Consider the following 16,654-nt stretch of genomic DNA (forward strand, 5'->3'; position numbering starts at 1 on the left):
GACTTTGAACGTATTGCAAATATTAAATTTCATTTTTTTATTTTAAAAATCAAATATGCGAATTATTTTCGGAATTTCCAAATAAAAAGCAGTAAAATACTTGGATTCAAACGAGCATTATATCCATTCGGTTTTTAGTGTCCAAACAGGAAACTTTATGCCAGTTGCCCTTTCTTTATAATTTCAAAAACGACTCTCAAATCTGTTTTTAAATCTTCTATATCTTCTAAACCAACCGAAAGACGAATTAAATCCTTAGAAACCCCTGTGGCAGCTTGTTCTTCCTCAGATAATTGTTGGTGCGTTGTACTGGCGGGATGAATAATTAATGATTTAGTGTCACCAATATTAGCCAAAAGTGAGAATAATTTCGTCTCATCGGCGACTTTTTTGGCTGCTTCAAAGCCACCATGCAAACCAAAAGTAACCACGCCACTTTGCCCTTTTGGCAAATAGTGTTGCGCTAAAGCATAATATTTATTGGATTTCAATCCAGGATAATTGACCCATGCAACCTCTTCCTGAGTTTCCAACCACTTCGCGAGAGCCAAGGCATTTTCACTGTGTCTTTGAATTCTTATTGGTAAGGTTTCTAGTCCTTGAATAATCTGAAATGCATTAAACGGACTTAGTGCAGCACCGTAATCACGTAATCCTTCAATTCTAACTTTAGCAATAAAAGCCGCGTTTCCTAACGCCTCGTGATATACTAATCCGTGATAACCTGCAGATGGCTCCGTGAATTCTGGGAACTTTCCATTGGTCCAATCAAAATTTCCGGCATCAATAACTACTCCTCCAAGCGAAGTTCCGTTTCCAGTAATGTATTTTGTCAAAGAATGAATAACAATATCAGCGCCGTATTGGATAGGATTTAATAAGTAAGGAGAAGCAACGGTGTTATCTACAATAAATGGCACTTTGGCTGCTTTGGCCTCAGCCGAAATCGCTTTCAAATCCAAAACATCTAATTTTGGATTTCCCAAAGATTCCACAAAAATTGCTCGTGTATTTTCTTGAACCGCATTTTTAAAATTAGCAGCATCTGATGGATCTACAAATGTGGTGGTAATACCTAACCGAGGTAACGTAACTTTTAATAAATTATACGTCCCGCCATACAAACTATTTGAAGCTACAATATGATCTCCGGCTTTTAACAGTACTAATAATGTAGTAGCAATGGCTGCAGTTCCAGAAGCGGTAACTACTGCACCAATTCCACCTTCTAGGATGGCTAAGCGCTGTTCTAATATATCATTTGTAGGATTATTTAGTCTTGTATAAATAAATCCGGGCTCTGCAAGGCCAAAAAGATTAGCGGCATGATCCGAATTATTAAAAACATAAGAGCTTGTTTGATAAATAGGAACAGCTCTGGTTCCTGCATTTTTTGTTACGTCGTGTCCCGCGTGTAAGGCGTTTGTTGCAAATTTCTGTGTGCTCATAAGGTTTAATTTTTAAGATTAGTTTGTTGTTTTTGTTACTAGTAGTTACTCTTTATGCTTCATTTCAACTGCCGTTATTAATTTTCGAAATAAAAATTCACTGAGGCCATTTATTCCATAAAAAAACCCCTGCTGATAGCAGAGGCCTTTATATATAATTTATGTTTTAAAACTATACAACAGCGCGCTCTGCGGAGAATTCCGGCATCATAAAACACATATTGACAGTACTAAATTTCATTTATTTCTTTTTGACGACTCAAATTTGCAAACTTTTATTGACACCACCAAATAAAAATCAATTTATTTATAATTCCCTATAGACTAAGTAGGATATGTTAAATTAACTTTTATTTAAATTAAAAAATACAAAAGATTAAATTACAATTCAAAATGGTTTCATACATTTGCACCTGAATACAAGAGGAAAAATTTGAACTGATTGCAACCTCTTCATAATGAAATCAATTCATTGTGAATACTGAAAATTTTTCAGTAGAAAAAATGCTAAAGCAGGAACCCTCCTTTAGTCCTTTTCAGCAATTATTTTTCCTCGCTTAATTTAAAAATAATAATAATTATGGCCTATTTATTTACGTCAGAATCTGTAAGCGAAGGACATCCAGACAAAATTGCAGATCAAATTTCGGACGCATTAATTGATAATTTTTTGGCATTTGATGCTGATTCAAAAGTAGCTTGTGAAACTTTAGTAACAACTGGTCAAGTAATTTTGGCTGGTGAAGTAAAATCAAATACATATTTAGATGTACAACATATCGCTCGTGAAGTAATCCGAAAAATTGGTTACACAAAAAGTGAATACATGTTTGAAGCTAATTCTTGTGGAATACTTTCTGCTATTCACGAACAATCTGCTGACATTAATCAAGGTGTTGACAGAGCAAATCCAGAGGAACAAGGTGCTGGTGACCAAGGAATGATGTTTGGTTACGCCACTAATGAAACCGAAAATTACATGCCATTGGCACTTGATTTATCTCATAAATTATTACAAGAGTTAGCGATTTTAAGACGTGAAAATACCGAAATTACGTATTTACGTCCCGATGCTAAGTCTCAAGTAACCTTAGAATACAGCGATGACAACAAACCAACCCGTATTGATGCTATTGTAATCTCTACGCAACATGATGATTTTGACGAAGAAGCTACCATGCTTGCAAAAATCAAAAAAGATCTTGTTGAAATTTTGATTCCAAGAATCATTGCAAAAAATCCAGCTCACGCTCATTTGTTTAATGATGCTATTCAATACCATATTAATCCAACTGGAAAATTCGTAATTGGTGGACCACACGGAGATACTGGATTGACAGGAAGAAAAATCATTGTGGATACTTACGGTGGAAAAGGTGCTCACGGTGGTGGCGCATTTTCTGGTAAAGATCCAAGTAAAGTAGATAGAAGTGCGGCATATGCAACACGTCATATCGCTAAAAACTTAGTTGCTGCGGGTGTTGCTGATGAGATCTTAGTACAAGTTTCGTATGCAATTGGAGTTGCTAAACCAATGGGTATTTTTATTGATACTTATGGAACTTCAAAAGTGAATTTAACCAATGGTGAAATCGCCAAAAAAGTAGAAGCTATTTTTGATATGCGTCCTTACTTTATTGAGCAACGCTTAAAGTTAAGAAACCCAATCTATAGTGAAACTGCTGCTTACGGGCACATGGGACGTACTCCAGAAACAGTTACTAAAACTTTTACTGCTCCAGGAGGATTAACAAAAACCGTGACTGTTGAGTTGTTTACTTGGGAAAAATTAGATTTCGTTGACCAAGTTAAAACTGCTTTTGGATTGTAATCATCTAAAAAAATATCTAAAACCCGCAATTCAATTAGATTGCGGGTTTTTTTTTAGCCCTGATGAAATGGAAATCCTTTGCTGAAGAAAGATTGAAATGTCTAGCAGGATTAGCTCTTACAAATTATACTTTAAAGAGAAAATTATATAGCGCGGTTGCACTGTATATTGTGAAGTTCTGGTCGCAAACTGACTGAAATTATCATCATTCAATGAGGTTGTGTTCAACAAATTTGCGCCGTTTACTTTGTATTCTAATTTACTGCCTTTCTTTTGATAAATCAAACTGGCGGTCAAGAAATCATATTCATTATTTACCGTTTTAGTGTCGTTATAATAATGATAGAATTCATACTCCGTTACGAAAGAAAAACTGTTTAAGAAGAAATAATCCAACTTAGCAAAGGGCCTCTCTGTGTAAAAAGTAGCGTTATTGTAATCATTAGTTACTACATTATAGCCTATTTCCAAATTGGGCATTTTCTTGTAATTTGTTGACGCTTTTAAGGTATAGTTTTGGGTTAAACTCTCGTTTGTGGACAACACATTATTCTGAATATTATTGAATTTTGACCAAGTTAATGAAGCTGCCAAAGAGGCTTTGTAATTCTTTAAAAAAGAACGTCCGTAGGAACCATTTCCTGAGAGTGTTTCATCAGCAAAATCAGAATTGAAAGGCGTTGACGTTTGATTGACGCCATTGAATACAGCACTAGTTTTTATCGCATCCACCCTTTTTGAGTAGGAAGCTACCGCGGTAATATTCTCAAAATTGAACATATTGTATTTAAAGTAACGCAACGAATGCTCTTGTGCAGTTGCATTCTCTAAAAGTCGGTTTCCTTTGGCCAAGCTATTGTAATTGGAGAAAACAAAACCCTCCGCTAATCTATTTATATCAGTAAAATTATTGGTATATGAAAAATTATAGGTTAATGTTTCCGATTTTTTTAATTGGTAAATCGCCAAGAAATCCGGCAACGCTCGGAAGAAATTTTGACTGTTACTGGTTGCTAATTGCTCATTTGTCATGTTGTAACTGTGCAGACTCACTCCTGGAGTAAACGTGAATTTTCCAGTCAAAATCTTATAATGCAATCCTAAAAACGTGTCGTTGAAATTGTAAGTTACATCATTTGTATTGGCACTATTAGTCAAATTATTAACTGTTTCATTATCCAAAATTTGGAAAATACCGGAATTGAAATTTTGATGTGAATACGTATTTCCTAACGTCATATTGATATTGCTTTTTGGCGTTATCATGTAATAATAATCCAATTTAGAGTCTATTTTATTCGTTTTTACAAAACGACTCTGATTGATGTTATTTCTGTTTTGTCCAACCACATATCCAGCCAAACTAAAAGGTTGCGATTGTAAATTAGCATTATAAAATGGATCTTCTTCTTGGTACAAATGCTGCATTTCAAAAGCAAAAATATTCTTGTCACTTTGCGTGAAATACAAACTCAAATTTTGATTTACCGAAATCGGGTCTTGATTTTTTATCGTATTAATGTTTTCTGTAATCGAATTACTGTTGACAATAGATTCTCTTAACAGTGAATTATTCTCGTCTTGCTTGGACAATTTCGTCAAAACATCGTAATCAAATTGAAACCTCGCACTGGGTTTATAACTGGAACTTAATTTGAATAATCCCAAATTACTTTTTTGATTCGCCGTTTCCTGACGGTTCTCTGTAGAGAGAATTTCAGAAGAATTAGGCTGTAAAATATTTGTTTGTGACTTTGTTTCTAAATCCGTTAGCGAAGAAGAAAGAATCCCAAAACCGCTTAACGTCCACGCTTTATTTACATTGTAGGAGAAATTTGTAGCTCCAAATTTAGTCTCAATTTCTTTAGCTCGATTATTTCTAAGGAGTGAAATTCCTAAATCATTTGAAGATACATTAAAACTGGAACCACCTTTTTGCATCATGCCTCTAAAACCGCCCGTAAATTTAAAATAATCCTGAACTGTTAATGGCAATTCACCAATATTATTGAAATTCGTGATTAAATTAATGCTGTATTTTGGGCTGTAATAAAATAATTTTGGGTTTATCAAATAACGGCTTTCCTGGTGTGCTACTCCAATTCCAGCAGTCATATCTCCAAACCAGAAATTTTTCTTTCCTGATTTAAGTTTGATATTCATCGCAATATTATCCTGATTGTTCTCTACTCCTTTTAGGATTGAATTTTCGTTGTAATTGCGCAACACTTGGATTTTGTCAATGGCATCAGCCGGAATATTTTTGACTCCTAACTTCGTATCCCCATCAAAAAAGTCTTTGCCTTCTACCATTAATTTAGTTACTCGTTTCCCTTCAACTTCAATTTCACCATCGGCGTTTACCTCAACTCCTGGTAATTTTTTCAGAATATCTTCAAGTTTTCGTTCTGTGCCGGATTTAAAAGAATCCGCATTATAAACTATCGTATCTCCTTTTATCGAAACTGGCATTTCACGAACAATTTCAACACCGTCGAGTTCAATTCCGCCTTCATCAAGCGCAATATTTTTAATGCTGTTTTCCGAAGTTGTGGTAATTTCCAACTCTTTATTCTGCATTCCCAAATAACTAATTTTAATATTATAAGCTGTATTTGGTTTTAGATTAAGAAGGAATTTTCCCTTGTCATTTGTTATGGCATAGGCATCCATTGCTTTGGTGACTTTATTAACCGCCATTACATTGGCCATTTCGAGTCCTGCAGCTTTTGAATCAGTTATGAGACCTTCAAATTTAATGGATTGAGCAAAGGAAAATGAAGTAATAAAGAAAAATAAAAAAAGGTACTGCTTTTTCATTGATTGGGTTTGTGAATATGACTAATTAGTCATAAAAAGGTTTAATTCGTTACAAAATAACTAATTCGTGAAGGTTCTAAAAATGATATTTCCATCCTTATCCTTCATGCTGTCCATTTTCTTTTTTTCTTCTTTATCGAATTCTTTTTGCGTTAACACTTTTCCTTCGTTTGGAACTTTAATTTTTACTCTATCCTCACTATTTAAAACTACTTTAGAGCATAAAAATGTAACTTCTCCATCATTTAATTCCAAAATTAAACCTGGTAGACCTGAATATTTATCTGGTCCATGATTAACCGGGATTTCTAATGTATACCAAGCAGTAACAATGTTGTTTTTGGGCTCATCCATTTCAAATAAATTTGTTTTCTGTTTAAATTTATTTTTTAAATAATCCTGATACTCTTCTTTTTGAGCAGCAGTAACCTGAATTACAATCTCAGCTTTATAGCATAGGTAATCTCCTATTTTTTTAGTTTCATCTTTTAATTGCCAATCCCAATTCGTTAATTCATCAGTAATAAGATATTTTTTTTCGAAAATTTCGCCTTCAAAAATTTGTTTTTGCACCTTCCGATTCATGTACTTCTTTCCATCTCCTGAAATGGTAATACTAATAGTCATTCCGCTATCACTTTGTCCCACAGGCTCAAGCTTTTGTTCTTCTTCAAATAAAGACTCTGTTTTATTAAAACTTAATGAATATGTTTTTTGTGAAACTTTCTCCCATTCTTTTTGTAATGCCTTGTCAAATTCTGCATCTTTTTCAGACTTGATCTCACCGACAGTTTCCTCGGATTTAATTTTAGATTGATAAATTGCTTTGCCTTTAAAGTTTTGAGCAACGGTTAAATTGACAGTAGTTAAAATTATTGTTAAATAAATTACTTTGAGTAAATTTTTCATTTTATAGCTTTTAAGTTAGATGACAAATAAAGTTCTAAATAACCACAATAATAGTTAACCAAAGTTAACGATTGTTAATGGGTCAATTCAAAAGCATTTAGTTCTTATATTTGAAAAATGAAAGTGAAAAATTACGCCGCTATTATTATTTTTGTAAGCCTAACTATTTTGGCGACCATCAGTTTACAAGTATATTGGAATATTAAAAACTACAAAGAAAACAAACAACGATTAATTAATGATGTACAAATTGCTTTTGACAATAGCACTGAATACTATTATATTGAACAGTCAAAAGAAAATTATATCGCTTTTGTAAACCGAGATGATTCAATATCTGAAGAGCAATTTATGGATGACTTAAAACTTGATACAGTTTTTAAAAATTATAAAGCAAAAAGAAATCGAAATAAAATTTCAAAAGTTGATTCAATAAAATCTCAAAAAAAATCATCTGTAACTACATCTTTAAAAATTTCAGAATCCAAAATTCGTTCGGCTCCAGACACAAATAATTTAATGAAATTGGATTCGAAAATCATTAAAAACGAGAAAGAAAATGACACTAAAATAGTTGCTGATACTAACCCAATATCTAAAACGAATTCCTCAGTATTAATATTACGAGGAAAAAAAGCAACAGATAGCCTCTTACAAATAAAAGATTCTAGAAGTAGAATTGTAATATCTATGGTTAAAGATTCCGTTGCATTCAATAAATTGAGTAAAATTTTAGATAACGAACTTTCTCGAAAAAAAATTGTTGTTGATTATAGTTTAGAGCATTTTAAATTAAACACTCTTTTTGATAAATTTAAAAAAAATACTTCATTCAAATTAGTAAAATTACCTCTTTCTACTTTTTCAAAATCAGTCTATCTTCCCATTAACGAAAAACTGAAAATTTCATTTTCTGATCCTACGGTATTACTTTTAAAAAGAAGCATGATTGAAATAATTCTTTCGTTATTGTTATCGCTTTCCATTGTTGGATCATTATTTTATCTTTTGAGAATTATAAACCGTCAAAAAAAAATTGATGAAATCAAAAACGATTTAATCAGCAATATTACTCATGAATTTAAAACGCCTATCACCACCATTTCTTCGGCAATAGAAGGAATCAAGAATTTTAATTCCGTTAATGATCCTAAAAAAACAAATCGTTACTTAGACATAGCAAGCCAGCAATTGGTAAAGTTAGCCAATATGGTTGAAAAACTTTTGGAAACTGCTTCGTTAGAATCTGATAATCTTACGCTAGACAAAGAACCGATTAATATAGTTCAATTATTGAAGAAAAATGTTGAGAAACACCAATTGAACACCTCAAACAAAACTATTGATTTTATTTCTGATCAGAAAGAATTAATATTAGATGTGGATACATTTCATTTTGAAAATGCAATTTCAAATCTAATAGATAATGCTCTAAAATATGGAGGTCCTCAAATTGAAGTTTGCTTAAAATCAGATAAAAAAAGGATAGAAATAACAGTTCAAGATAATGGAACTGAAATTGATAAAAATCAACATGAAAAGATTTTTGAAAAGTTTTACAGAATTCCAAAAGGAAATATTCATGATGTAAAAGGCTTTGGAATAGGCTTATACTATTCCAAAAAAATCATAGAGAAACATCAGGGAACACTTGAACTAATCGTAAACTCAAAAAACATCTTTAAAATCACATTAGCTCATGTCTAAAAAAATAAAAATAATCCTAGCCGAAGACGAACCTGCATTAGCACAAATCATTAAAGAAAGTTTAGAAACTAGAAATTTTGAGGTCATTCATTGTAAAGATGGCGAAGAAGCTATTGAAGTTTTTAAAAATGAAAAAATAGAATTACTTGTTTTAGATGTCATGATGCCTAAAAAAGATGGTTTTTCAGTAGCTAAAGATATTCGGAAATTAGATAATAAAACTCCGATAATTTTCCTTACTGCTAAATCACAAACACAAGATGTGGTCGATGGATTTAATTTTGGAGGAAATGACTATCTAAAAAAACCTTTTAGCATGGAAGAACTAATCGTTAGAATTCATTCTCTTCTTGGTAGAAAAACTGCTATTAAAAACGAGGATAGCATAGTGATTGGGAACTATATTTTTAATCTAACTAAACAAACTTTACAATACCTTGACACAACAATCTCCTTAACGCATCGTGAAGCAATTCTATTAAATTTAATATCTGAAAATAAAAATAAAATAGTTGAACGTTCTTTAATTTTAAATAAAATTTGGGGAGAAGATGATTTTTTTAATGGTAGGAGTATGGATGTTTTTATTACAAAGTTGAGGAAAAAATTAAGCCTTGATTCCAACATTCAAATTATAAATGTTCGTGGTCAAGGCTGCAAATTAATTTGTTAAAATTAGTTTAACCCCCGCTTCTCATTCGCATTCCTCCATTTCCGCCACGTCCTTGATTCATGTCTCTGAACTCTTCCATTTTTTTTAATACAGTTTCATCAAATTCTTTTTGAGATGTAACTTTTCCTTTCGATGAAGCTTTTATTTCGGTTTTAACTTTCGGATTCAGAACCACTTTCGAACATAAAATAACTGTTTTACCATCATTTACTTCTAATATTAAACCTGGTAATCCCCAGTAGTTTTCCGGTCCTTGATTTACTGGAATTTCCGGCGTATACCAAGCTGTAATTACCGTTTCTTTCGGCATATCCAGTTCATCTAGAATACTGGTTTTCTTGGCTGCATCCGCTGGCTTTGTTGTTGCTGCATCCTCTTTTTTAGGTCTGAAATTTCTAAAATCTGTTTTACTAGCAGGACGTACCGCAGTTGCTTTGAAACAATTGTAACCACCAATAACTCTGGTTTCACCTTCCATTTTCCATTGTAAATTGGGTAATGAATCCTTTATAAGAAACTCTTTTCCCATAAACTCTTTATCAATAGTGTAGGATTTCTCTTTTACGTTTTTGTAATAGGTTCCGCCACCGCCGGTCATCGAACTCATCATTCGCATACCGCCACCAGCTTGCGCAGAAGCTTCTAATTTTTCTTCTTCTTTGTAGATTGATGCCGATTTATTAAAATTAAGGATAAACGTTTTTTCAAACATTTTCTTCATTCTTTCTTCAATCATATTTTGCATATCTGGAGTCATATTTTTGTTACGCTCCATTCGTGTTTTAAAATCAGAAGTACTAGTTTTTGATTCATAGACCGCCATTCCTTGAAATTCCTGAGCTTGAATTCCCATGAATGATGCCACTGCTAATACTAATGTGAAAATTACTTTATACATACTTTTGGATTTTAATAAATAAGAGTGAAAAATACTATTTTTGTTACAAGATTTCTGTTAAAATAATAATAAGACTCTCCTAATTATATAAGGTTTAATCGTAATTTCGCTTTCATGAAGAAATTAGTGCTTTTACTGTTTATCGCCTCATTTTCAGTTGTTTTTAGTCAAAAGCAAAAACTAACCGCTGTTAAAATGGATTCTATTCGTTTTGATGGAGATGCATTTTTAGGTTACGATTCATTTAGCTTTTATTACACCATTAAAAACAATATTTTTTCTAAAATCGGAACACGAGAAACTCTAGAATATAAAAATATTTCTTTGGGCAAAATCACCAAAGTAGATTTAAAAAATCCACTTAAAATTGTCTTGTTTTATGAAAATTTCAACACTGTTGTCACTTTAGACAATCAATTGAATGAAACCCAAAAAATAAATTTTTCAGAAAACCCAATTCCAATCTTAGCAACGGCCATTGGAATAGCTTCCCAAAATCAGTTGTGGGTTTATAATAGTATGAATCAACAGTTAGGTTTTTTTGATTATTTAAGCCAAGAATACAAAACCGTTTCAATTCCTTTTACAGAAAGTATTAAGAACTATTCTTCAGATTTTAATATATTTCAGTGGGTCGATATTAAAAATAACTGGTACACTTGCGACATTTTTGGAAAAATAAAAAGCAAGGGAAATATTCCTGATTTTGACTGGATTGAAATTATTAATGAGAATCAGTTTATTTATTCTAAGGATGCTGTTTTGACTTTATATGATCTCGAAAAAGGTGAAAAAACTCAAATTGAAATTTCAGAAAAAACGTTTAAAAAATTCTATTACAAGGACCAAATTTTATCTATTTTTACAGCAACAGGAATTACAAATTATAAAATCACAATATCATAATGCACATAGCAATAGCAGGAAACATAGGCTCCGGAAAGACAACTTTGACACGCTTATTAGCGAAACATTTCAAATGGGAACCGCATTATGAAGACGTAGTAGACAATCCATACTTAGATGATTTTTACCATCAAATGGAACGCTGGTCTTTTAATTTACAAATTTATTTCTTGAATAGTCGTTTCCGTCAGGTAATGCAAATTCGGGAAAGCGGTAAAAAGATCATTCAAGATAGAACCATTTATGAAGATGCACATATTTTCGCACCAAACTTATATGCAATGGGTTTGATGACTAATCGCGATTTCCTGAATTACTCCTCTCTTTTTGAATTGATGGAATCTACGGTTAAAGCACCGGACTTATTGATCTATTTAAGAAGTTCCATCCCAAATTTAGTCGGGCAAATACACAAGCGCGGTCGAGAGTATGAGAACTCGATTTCTATTGATTATTTGAGCCGATTGAACGAAAGATATGAAGGCTGGATTCAAACCTATGACAAAGGGAAGTTAATGATTATTGACGTTGACAATATCAATTTTGTTGATAATCCCGAAGATTTAGGAACTATTTTTAACCGTATCGATGCGGAATTGAATGGGTTATTTTAAAACACAGGGTGCACAAATTACCACAGATTTTCAGAATCAAAAATGCCTCACAATTGCGAGGCATTTTTTTTAAAAGATTTTTATGTATTTACATTTGTTTTACTAATTGCCTTCTCCTAAATTATAAATGCCATTAATAGCATTTTATCAAAAACTATCATTCTATAATTAAATTTTAAACCCGCACCACAAATCAACTGATATACATTTTCATAAGTCACTGATTAATAAATTAAAACAAAAAATTAATTTTTCCCAAATAGGGAATTTCTAACTATCTTTGACATAGAAAATAATGTGTGAGAATAATCGCTAAAAGAACCTTACAAAATTTTTGGGAGCAATATCCAAACTCAAAACAGCAATTATTAGCTTGGTATCAGGTATTTGATAAAAAAGTATTTGAGAATTCGAATTCCATAAAATCAATTTTCGGCTCGGCAGATTTTGTAGGTAACAACAAAGTGGTTTTCAATATTTGTGGCAATCATTACCGATTAATCGTGAAAATTAATTATGCAACACAAATTGTCTATATTTTATTTATAGGAACTCATACCGAATATGACGATTTGAAAGACATTAAAAACTTATAAAATGGAAATACGTCCTATAAAAACAGAAAAAGATTATGATTTAGCTTTAGAAAGAATCAATGTTCTTTTTAACGCTAAACCAAATACAGATGAAGGCGATGAATTAGATATTCTAGTCACTTTAATAGAAAAATATGAACAGATACATTATCCTATTCCTGAGCCAGATCCAATTGAAGCGATTAAGTTCATGATGGAACAAAACGGACTTACAGATGCTGATTTAGGAGTGATTTTAAACAGTCGATCTAGAGTAACTGAAATTTTCAAACGTAAAAGAGCTTTAACAATTAAACAAATTAGAGTTTTAACAGAAACACTTCATATTCCAGCTTCTACTTTAATCAGAGAATATGCATTAGAACAATAATTTTTTAATTTAAAACAATAAATGCCTCACAATTGCGAGGCATTTTTTATTTATGATAATAAGCTGATTACTTCAAAGCATCGATGTTAGCCTGAACTTCTGCATCAGTTCCTTCAAAACTTTGAATGTTTTCTTTTCCGTTAATATTAGTTTTAATAGTCGCTTTTACTTCTCCATCAACATTGGTTTTTTCGATCGTAACTTCTTTCGAAACCATTTCAGTTACTGCTGCGGAAGCATTCATGAATTTACACGTTTTACTGTCACATCCTTTTGCCATACACTCTTCTTTTGACATTGAAGTACACATTTCAGAAGTAGCACAGCACATAGCAGTACCAGAAATTGTATGGCTTCCGTTTCCTAAAATTGGTGCAATAACCAAACCAATCAAACACGTCAATTTAATCAAAATATTCATGGATGGTCCAGAAGTATCTTTGAACGGATCTCCCACAGTATCACCAGTCACCGCCGCTTTATGCGCATCAGAACCTTTGTACGTCATCTCACCATTAATTAAAACTCCTGCTTCAAAAGATTTTTTAGCGTTGTCCCAAGCACCTCCGGCATTGTTTTGAAAAACAGCCCAAAGCACACCCGAAACGGTAACTCCGGCCATATAACCTCCCAGCATTTCGGCAATTAACTGGTTGTTATCTGAATACACCAACTTCCCTAAAAGAACAATCGCGATTGGGAAACCAATAGTCAGAATTCCGGGCAGCATCATTTCGCGCAAAGCGGCTTTGGTAGAAATATCGACACATTTTGCATATTCCGGTTTTCCGGTTCCTTCCATAATTCCAGGAATCTCTCTAAACTGACGACGCACTTCATAAACCATATCCATGGCAGCTTTTCCAACAGAATTCATGGCCAAAGCCGAGAAAACTACAGGAATCATTCCACCCACAAATAACATCGCTAAAACTGGCGCTTTGAAAATATTGATCCCGTCAATTCCTGTAAACGTAACATAAGCCGCAAACAAAGCCAATGAAGTCAAAGCTGCCGAAGCGATTGCAAATCCTTTTCCAGTTGCTGCAGTTGTGTTTCCTACAGAATCTAAAATGTCCGTTCTTGTACGTACTTCTTTTGGCAATTCGCTCATCTCCGCAATTCCACCCGCGTTATCTGATATGGGTCCAAAAGCATCAATCGCTAATTGCATCGCTGTTGTTGCCATCATCGCTGAAGCCGCCAAAGCCACACCGTAGAATCCTGCAAAAGCATAAGAAGTCCAAATTGCAGCAGCAAATAATAAAACAGTAGGAAAGGTAGAAATCATTCCCGTTGCTAAACCTGCAATTACATTTGTACCTGCTCCCGTGCTTGATTTTTGCACAATCGCCATAACAGGTTTTGTACCCAAACCAGTATAATATTCGGTTACTGATGAAATAACGGCTCCAACTACTAATCCAACTATTGTAGCATAGAAAACGCGCATGGATGAAATTTCTTTAGTCCCTTCTCCGAAGAAGTCCATTTTCATGGTTTCTGGCAACATATATTGGACTAAAAAGAAACAAGCAACCGCTGTTAAAATAATTGAAACCCAGTTTCCTATGTTTAATGCTTTTTGAACTTGTGCTTCTTTTGCATTATCATCCGTAATTTTCACTAACATCGTTCCAATAATCGAAAATAAAATTCCAAAACCGGCGATTGCCATTGGCAATAAAATAGGTCCAATGCCTCCAAAAGCATCTTGAATATTTCCGCCCATATCTTTGATCACGTAATTCCCTAGAACCATCGCCGCTAAAACAGTTGCCACATAAGAACCAAATAAATCGGCACCCATTCCGGCAACATCTCCCACATTATCGCCTACATTGTCCGCAATTGTAGCCGGATTACGCGGATCATCTTCAGGAATTCCAGCTTCTATTTTCCCAACTAAATCCGCTCCAACATCAGCAGCTTTCGTGTAAATTCCACCACCAACTCTGGCAAACAAAGCGATTGATTCCGCTCCAAGAGAAAATCCGGCTAATGTTTCCAGAACAATAGTCATGTCTTCTGTTGACGTCCAAACTCCATTCATAAAAAAGTGAAAGAAAAATATAAAGAAAGTGGTCAATCCTAGTACGGCTAAACCCGCAACTCCTAATCCCATGACTGTTCCACCACCAAAAGAAACTTTTAAAGCTTGTGGCAAACTAGTACGTGCAGCCTGTGTAGTTCTAACATTAGTTTTTGTTGCAATTTTCATTCCCATATTCCCCGCTAAAGCCGAGAAAAAAGCACCAAAAATAAATGCAACTACTATTAATATATGTGTCGTAGGAACGATAAATGAAATTCCGGCTAAAACAGCGCTTGCTCCAATGACAAAGAAAGTCAATAACCTATATTCCGCTTTTAAGAAAGCCAAGGCTCCTTCGTAAATGTAATCTGAGATCTCCTTCATTTTACCGTCGCCTGGATCTTGTTTTAAAACCCATGCTCGTTTTGTAAACATAAATGCCAGTCCAATGAATGCCATGGCGATTGGCAAATAAATCATAATTGTATTCATAATTTTGGTTTGGTTTTTAGTTAATAATTATAGTGTAACCAAACGAATTTAAACAAAAAAGCAATACTCCTAACGGAATATTGCTTTATTTATAAAAATCATGAAAATTATTTATCTTATACTAAATAATCCTTCTGGTTTGTTCTCAATTTGATTAAAACGCTCCGTACACTCCTTAATGATAGCATAGGCCTCGTTTACATCTCCCCAACCACCTACATCTACTTTTTTGTTTTCAAGGTCTTTGTACACTTGGAAAAAGTGCTCAATTTCTTTTAATAGGTGTGGATTCATGTCTGACAAGTCATTTAGCGAATTCCAAATTGGATCTGAAACCGGCACACAGATTACTTTTTCATCTGGACCTTTATCATCGGCCATGTGGAAAACACCAATAGGTTTTACTTCCATTACACATCCAGGAAAAGTTGGTTCGTTAACTAAAACCAATACATCTAATGGATCTCCGTCTAAAGCTAATGTTTCCGGAATAAATCCGTAATCGGCAGGATACATCATTGAAGAAAATAACATTCTGTCAAAACGCATTCTTTTTATTTCGAAATCATATTCGTATTTATTTCTACTTCCTCTTGGTATTTCGATTAAGACATCGAAAGTTGTTAATTTGTCTGCAGTCATTTTAGTTTTTTCTTTTCTATATTTATGGGTGCAAAAGTAAGGAAACTATCTCTTTTTACAATAAAAAATTGCTGTTATCTCTGCATTAAATTTTAACAGTGAGTACTTTAGTACACTACTGTTCTATTTCTTTTATTCAAATAATGATGCCATAAAATATAGGTAGCAAGGGAACGATGCGGACTCCATTTTAAAGTATGGATTTCCATTGCCACTTTATCATGAATGTCCAGCAATTCCTTTATGGTATTTACGACTGCAATATCTCCCAAAGGCAATAAATCTGGGGCTTCCAAACAAAACATTAGGTAAATGTCAATCGTCCAGTTTCCTATTCCCTTGATCTTAATGAGTTCGTCCCGCACGCGTTGAGTCGTTTTATTGGGTAAACTTTCTAAATCAAGTTCTTTATTTAAAATGGCTGTCGCCAAAGCTTTGATATAAGACGTTTTTTGACGGCTTACGCCAAGACTCCTAAATTCCTCGTCCGATATGTGAAGAAGAATTTCGGGTGCCACCGTTTTTAGAGTGGTTTTTATTTTCAAAAAAGTCGCTTTCGCCGAATCAATAGAAACTTGTTGTTCCAAAATCAATAATACCAAAGTCTCAAAACCTTGCGGTCTTTTGGGAATGGTTGGCATTCCGTATTGCTCTATAATTGCTTTGAAAATAGAATCTTTTTCTGAAAGGTAGTCGATAGCTTCTTGCATAAT

Annotated in this window: 14 protein-coding genes; 7 read left to right on the top strand and 7 right to left on the bottom strand. The window is 33.4% G+C overall.

Going from position 1 to position 16,654, the window contains the following annotated elements:
- Positions 1 to 155: 155 nt before the first annotated feature.
- Positions 156 to 1,448 (bottom strand): O-acetylhomoserine aminocarboxypropyltransferase/cysteine synthase family protein, encoded by a 1,293-nt coding sequence (locus BLS90_RS04035; protein ID WP_091255551.1) that lies wholly within the window; start codon positions 1,446 to 1,448, stop codon positions 156 to 158.
- Positions 1,449 to 2,028: 580 nt separating this feature from the next.
- Here BLS90_RS04035 and metK point away from each other — a divergent pair.
- The gene (metK, locus tag BLS90_RS04040) at positions 2,029 to 3,279 is read left to right on the top strand and encodes a methionine adenosyltransferase (protein ID WP_091255554.1); all 1,251 of its coding nucleotides are present in this window, start codon (positions 2,029 to 2,031) and stop codon (positions 3,277 to 3,279) included.
- Positions 3,280 to 3,396: 117 nt separating this feature from the next.
- On the opposite strand, the gene BLS90_RS04045 is transcribed toward metK, so the two are convergent.
- On the bottom strand, positions 3,397 to 6,099 hold the full coding sequence (locus BLS90_RS04045; RefSeq protein ID WP_091255556.1) for a carboxypeptidase-like regulatory domain-containing protein: 2,703 nt from the start codon (positions 6,097 to 6,099) through the stop codon (positions 3,397 to 3,399).
- Positions 6,100 to 6,159: 60 nt separating this feature from the next.
- Positions 6,160 to 7,008, bottom strand: a complete 849-nt coding sequence (locus tag BLS90_RS04050; RefSeq protein WP_091255558.1) for a GLPGLI family protein — start codon at positions 7,006 to 7,008, stop codon at positions 6,160 to 6,162.
- A 117-nt stretch (positions 7,009 to 7,125) separates the two neighbouring features.
- Here BLS90_RS04050 and BLS90_RS04055 point away from each other — a divergent pair, with 117 nt between their 5' ends.
- Complete coding sequence (locus BLS90_RS04055) at positions 7,126 to 8,715, top strand: sensor histidine kinase (RefSeq protein ID WP_091255561.1); 1,590 nt, start codon at positions 7,126 to 7,128, stop codon at positions 8,713 to 8,715.
- Entirely contained in the window at positions 8,708 to 9,388 is a 681-nt protein-coding gene (locus BLS90_RS04060; protein WP_091255563.1) for a response regulator transcription factor, read from the top strand. The genes BLS90_RS04055 and BLS90_RS04060 overlap by 8 nt, the downstream gene beginning before the upstream one ends.
- 7 nt (positions 9,389 to 9,395) lie before the next feature.
- Here BLS90_RS04060 and BLS90_RS04065 read toward each other — a convergent pair whose 3' ends face one another.
- The gene (locus BLS90_RS04065) at positions 9,396 to 10,286 is read right to left on the bottom strand and encodes a GLPGLI family protein (protein WP_091255565.1); all 891 of its coding nucleotides are present in this window, start codon (positions 10,284 to 10,286) and stop codon (positions 9,396 to 9,398) included.
- Positions 10,287 to 10,400: 114 nt separating this feature from the next.
- Here BLS90_RS04065 and BLS90_RS04070 point away from each other — a divergent pair, with 114 nt between their 5' ends.
- From BLS90_RS04070 to BLS90_RS04085, 4 genes are all read left to right on the top strand, one after another.
- The gene (locus BLS90_RS04070) at positions 10,401 to 11,192 is read left to right on the top strand and encodes a hypothetical protein (RefSeq protein ID WP_091255567.1); all 792 of its coding nucleotides are present in this window, start codon (positions 10,401 to 10,403) and stop codon (positions 11,190 to 11,192) included.
- Entirely contained in the window at positions 11,192 to 11,806 is a 615-nt protein-coding gene (locus tag BLS90_RS04075; RefSeq protein ID WP_091255569.1) for a deoxynucleoside kinase, read from the top strand. The genes BLS90_RS04070 and BLS90_RS04075 overlap by 1 nt, the downstream gene beginning before the upstream one ends.
- A 299-nt stretch (positions 11,807 to 12,105) precedes the next feature.
- The gene (locus BLS90_RS04080) at positions 12,106 to 12,402 is read left to right on the top strand and encodes a type II toxin-antitoxin system HigB family toxin (RefSeq protein WP_091255572.1); all 297 of its coding nucleotides are present in this window, start codon (positions 12,106 to 12,108) and stop codon (positions 12,400 to 12,402) included.
- Position 12,403: 1 nt separating this feature from the next.
- The gene (locus tag BLS90_RS04085; protein ID WP_091255575.1) at positions 12,404 to 12,772 is read left to right on the top strand and encodes a helix-turn-helix domain-containing protein; all 369 of its coding nucleotides are present in this window, start codon (positions 12,404 to 12,406) and stop codon (positions 12,770 to 12,772) included.
- A gap of 67 nt (positions 12,773 to 12,839) precedes the next feature.
- Here the strand turns inward: BLS90_RS04085 and BLS90_RS04090 are convergent, their stop codons facing one another.
- The 3 genes from BLS90_RS04090 to BLS90_RS04100 form a co-directional block, all read right to left on the bottom strand.
- Complete coding sequence (locus tag BLS90_RS04090) at positions 12,840 to 15,299, bottom strand: sodium-translocating pyrophosphatase (protein ID WP_091255578.1); 2,460 nt, start codon at positions 15,297 to 15,299, stop codon at positions 12,840 to 12,842.
- A gap of 111 nt (positions 15,300 to 15,410) precedes the next feature.
- Positions 15,411 to 15,941, bottom strand: coding sequence for an inorganic diphosphatase (locus BLS90_RS04095; RefSeq protein ID WP_073352743.1), 531 nt, complete (start codon positions 15,939 to 15,941; stop codon positions 15,411 to 15,413).
- A gap of 107 nt (positions 15,942 to 16,048) precedes the next feature.
- Positions 16,049 to 16,651 (bottom strand): DNA-3-methyladenine glycosylase family protein, encoded by a 603-nt coding sequence (locus BLS90_RS04100; protein WP_091255580.1) that lies wholly within the window; start codon positions 16,649 to 16,651, stop codon positions 16,049 to 16,051.
- Positions 16,652 to 16,654 lie beyond the last annotated feature (3 nt).

Source organism: Flavobacterium omnivorum, assembly GCF_900099915.1.
Taxonomy (GTDB): Bacteria; Bacteroidota; Bacteroidia; order Flavobacteriales; family Flavobacteriaceae; genus Flavobacterium; species Flavobacterium omnivorum.

Coding starts and splice junctions, on each gene's coding strand:
- BLS90_RS04065 (WP_091255565.1), bottom strand. CDS start 10,286: ATGTATAAAGTAATTTTCACATTAGTATTAGCAGTGGCATCATTCATG.
- BLS90_RS04090 (WP_091255578.1), bottom strand. CDS start 15,299: ATGAATACAATTATGATTTATTTGCCAATCGCCATGGCATTCATTGGA.
- BLS90_RS04085 (WP_091255575.1), top strand. CDS start 12,404: ATGGAAATACGTCCTATAAAAACAGAAAAAGATTATGATTTAGCTTTA.
- BLS90_RS04050 (WP_091255558.1), bottom strand. CDS start 7,008: ATGAAAAATTTACTCAAAGTAATTTATTTAACAATAATTTTAACTACT.
- BLS90_RS04060 (WP_091255563.1), top strand. CDS start 8,708: ATGTCTAAAAAAATAAAAATAATCCTAGCCGAAGACGAACCTGCATTA.
- BLS90_RS04055 (WP_091255561.1), top strand. CDS start 7,126: ATGAAAGTGAAAAATTACGCCGCTATTATTATTTTTGTAAGCCTAACT.
- BLS90_RS04075 (WP_091255569.1), top strand. CDS start 11,192: ATGCACATAGCAATAGCAGGAAACATAGGCTCCGGAAAGACAACTTTG.
- metK (WP_091255554.1), top strand. CDS start 2,029: ATGGCCTATTTATTTACGTCAGAATCTGTAAGCGAAGGACATCCAGAC.
- BLS90_RS04100 (WP_091255580.1), bottom strand. CDS start 16,651: ATGCAAGAAGCTATCGACTACCTTTCAGAAAAAGATTCTATTTTCAAA.
- BLS90_RS04070 (WP_091255567.1), top strand. CDS start 10,401: ATGAAGAAATTAGTGCTTTTACTGTTTATCGCCTCATTTTCAGTTGTT.
- BLS90_RS04045 (WP_091255556.1), bottom strand. CDS start 6,099: ATGAAAAAGCAGTACCTTTTTTTATTTTTCTTTATTACTTCATTTTCC.
- BLS90_RS04035 (WP_091255551.1), bottom strand. CDS start 1,448: ATGAGCACACAGAAATTTGCAACAAACGCCTTACACGCGGGACACGAC.
- BLS90_RS04095 (WP_073352743.1), bottom strand. CDS start 15,941: ATGACTGCAGACAAATTAACAACTTTCGATGTCTTAATCGAAATACCA.